At 73.1% G+C, this 2,911-nt stretch carries 1 protein-coding gene, 2 pseudogenes and 1 riboswitch; of the genes and pseudogenes, 1 reads left to right on the top strand and 2 read right to left on the bottom strand.

All coding sequences use genetic code 11. The features are described from left to right. Positions 1–109 precede the first annotated feature (109 nt). Positions 110–673 (bottom strand): annotated as a pseudogene (locus QH283_RS10685) (cobaltochelatase subunit CobN); the annotation flags it as partial. A gap of 33 nt (positions 674–706) precedes the next feature. Next, positions 707–806, bottom strand: a riboswitch (cobalamin riboswitch). A gap of 86 nt (positions 807–892) precedes the next feature. Between QH283_RS10685 and cobG the strand changes: the two are divergent. Continuing rightward, positions 893–2,125 carry a precorrin-3B synthase gene (cobG, locus tag QH283_RS10680; protein WP_280502863.1) on the top strand — a complete coding sequence of 411 codons (1,233 nt, stop codon included), beginning with the start codon at positions 893–895 and terminating at the stop codon, positions 2,123–2,125. Here the strand turns inward: cobG and QH283_RS10675 are convergent. Then, positions 2,115–2,849, bottom strand: a pseudogene (locus QH283_RS10675) (alpha/beta fold hydrolase); the annotation flags it as partial. The gene cobG and the pseudogene QH283_RS10675 overlap by 11 nt on opposite strands. Positions 2,850–2,911 lie beyond the last annotated feature (62 nt).

Here is a 2,911-nt window from a genome sequence, read left to right as displayed (position 1 = left end):
TAATGGTCGGCTGCGTAATTTGTTATTATGTCACAGCCACCTGGGGGGCGGCCTGCCCTTGGGGGGCTTGATGTCCGGGTTGGGGGGTGCGCTGGGTGGCACTTTACCGCGGCCGGGGGCGCGCGCCCGCGTCCTCCACGGCCCGGCACAGCGCGTCGACGTAGCCGGTGTTGCCCGCCAGATGCTGGGCGCGGTAGTAGACGATGCCGACCGTCGGCACACCCTCGACCGGCTCCGGGTAGCGGGCCGCGCGCTCGAGTTCCCCCCAGCTGGGCAGCTGCACCGGCGGCTCGAAGCCGTGACCGGTGAGCAGCACGGTGTCGGACAGGAAGCGGTGCAGCTGGCGCAGATTGTCCGGTCCGCCCGCGGCGAGGTAGTTGTGGGCGTCGGCGGCGACACCGGCGGGCACCGTCGAGCACTCCATGAGTTCGGCGTCGGGGGCGATCTCGCCGCCCAGCGCCACCACCGGCACCCCGCTCGCCCGCAGCGCTTCCAGCCCCTCTTCCCAGGCGCGTCTGCCGCCGAGGATGCGCACGACCACCAGGTCCGCGCCGTCGAGCAGGGCGGGCAGATCGTCCACCAGCAGCCGGGCCGGATTGCCGAGGCGGTAGTCGGCGCCGCTGGCGCGCGCGCTGAGCAGATCGGTGTCGGAGGTGGACAACAGCAGGATCACAGGGGAGACCTTCCTCGGGTGAACGCGCCCATCGGGGTGTGGTGCTCGCCGGAGAGGGTCTGGCTGTTCACAGTGGCGCGACCGCACCGGAATTGCACCGGTTTCCTCGTCGCCCGCCGAGCACCGGGGATGCTACCCGGCCGGGCGTCTCGCTCCGCCGCGCGGCTCGGATCACATCCGGTGTCCCGCGCCCGCGCGCGCACGTAGGCTGGAGCCGTCATGACGCGAACGACCCCCGATTCCTGCCCCGGCGTGCTGCGCCTGCACCAGGCCGCCGACGGCCCGCTGGCGCGGGTGCGCGTGCCGGGCGGTGTGCTGTCCCCGGATCAGCTGCGGACCCTCGCCGAGGCGGCGACCGAACTCGGCGACGGCGCGATCGAACTGACCTCGCGCGGCAACGCCCAGCTGCGGCAGGTCCGCGACGCGGGCGCGCTCACCGAACGCCTGGAGAGCGCGGGACTGCTGCCCAGCCGCACCCACGAGCGGGTCCGCAACATCCTCGCCTCCCCGCTGTCCGGCCGGGTCGGGGGCCTGACCGATGTGCGCTCGCTGCCCCCCGCCCTCGACGCGGCGCTGCGCGCCGACCCGAGGCTGGCCGAACTGCCCGGGCGCGTGCTGTTCACCGCCGACGACGGCCGCGGCGACGTCAGCGCCCTGTCCCCCGACATCGGCGTCCAGGCCACCGCCGACGAGTACGCCCTGCTGCTCGCGGGCGCCGACACCGGCATCCGGCTCGCCCCGGGCGACGCCGTGGACGTCATGCTCGCCGCCGCGCACAGCTTCCTCGACGTGAGCTCCGGCCAGTGGCGGCTGCACGAGGTCCCCGACGGCGTCGCCCGCGTGGTCGACCTGCTCGGCCTGTCCCCCACCGGCGAACGGCTCGGCCTCGCCGCGGCCGAGCATCCGATCGGCTGGCTGCCCCAGGACGACGGCGGGGTGGCCCTGAGCGCGGGCGTCCCGCTCGGCTCCCTGCCCGCCCGCACCGCCGAATTCCTCGCCGCCGTCGAACGTCCCGTCATCCTCACCCCCTGGCGCGGTGTCGTGCTCCCCGACCTGGACGAGTGGACCGCCGAACAGGTGGTGCGGGTGCTCGCCCCCATGGGTCTGATCTTCGACGCCGAGTCGCCGTGGTTGCGGGTCACCGCGTGCGCGGGCCTGCCCGGGTGCGCGAAGTCCCACACCGATGTGCGCGGCGACGTGGCCGCCGCCGTCGCCGCCGGCCGGGTGACGCCCACCGGAGCGGGCCCGGCCACCACCGGCACGGTCGTGCCCGCCGAGGAGGTGACCGTCGCGGGCCGCCAGCACTGGTCCGGCTGCGACCGGCGCTGCGGACGGCCGCGCGGGGCGGTCGTCGAAGTCATCGCGGGCCCCGGCGGGTATCGCGTCGAAGGCCCGGCCGCTGCGAACCCGGAGATTCCCGGATCCGGCCCGCGGACGCCGGTCAACCGGTGACGAAGTCGAGGATGTCCTTGTCGAGGGCTTCGCGGTAGCTGCCGTAGATGCCGTGCGGGGCGCCGGGGTAGACCTTCAACGTCGCGTCGCTCACCAGGTCGATCGCCTTGTAGGCGGCCGCCCGGATGGGCACGATCTGGTCGTCGTCGCCCTGGGCGATGAGCATGGGCACGTCGATGGCGCGCAGGTCCTCGGTCTGATCGGTCTCGGAGAACGCTTTCACGCAGTCGTAGGCGGCGGTGAGATCGGCCTGCATGCCCTGGCGCCAGAAGTCGTCCTTCGCGCCCTGCGACACCGCGGCGCCCTCCCGGTCGGCGCCGTAGAACGATTCCGCGAGGTCCTGGTAGAACTGGGAGGCATCCTTCAGCAGCGATGCCCTGATCTCGTCGAACACCTCGATCGGCGTGCCTTCGGGGTTGGTGTCCGACTTCAGCATGATCGGCGGCACCGCCCCGGCCGTGGCGATCTTGGCGACTCGCCCCTTGCCGTGCCTCGCCGCGTACCGCACCACCTCGCCGCCGCCGGTGGAGTGCCCGACCAGCACCACATCGCGCAGGTCGAGCGCCTCGATCAGCTCGGCCAGGTCGCGGGCGTAGGTGTCCATGTCGTTGCCGGAGTAGGTGCGCGCCGACCGGCCGTGTCCGCGCCGGTCGTGGGCGATGACGCGGAAGCCCGCGTCGGCGAACAGTTTCAGCTCGACCTGCCAGGCATCGGAGTTCAACGGCTAAGGGTTGTCCCGTAAGTCGGACGCGCTGATGACGACCCACCCCTTGGCCAGGGTCAGCG

This window comes from Nocardia farcinica, assembly GCF_029867845.1.
In the GTDB taxonomy this organism is placed as follows: Bacteria; Actinomycetota; Actinomycetes; order Mycobacteriales; family Mycobacteriaceae; genus Nocardia; species Nocardia farcinica_A.
This window is presented reverse-complemented; position numbering and strand designations above follow the sequence as displayed.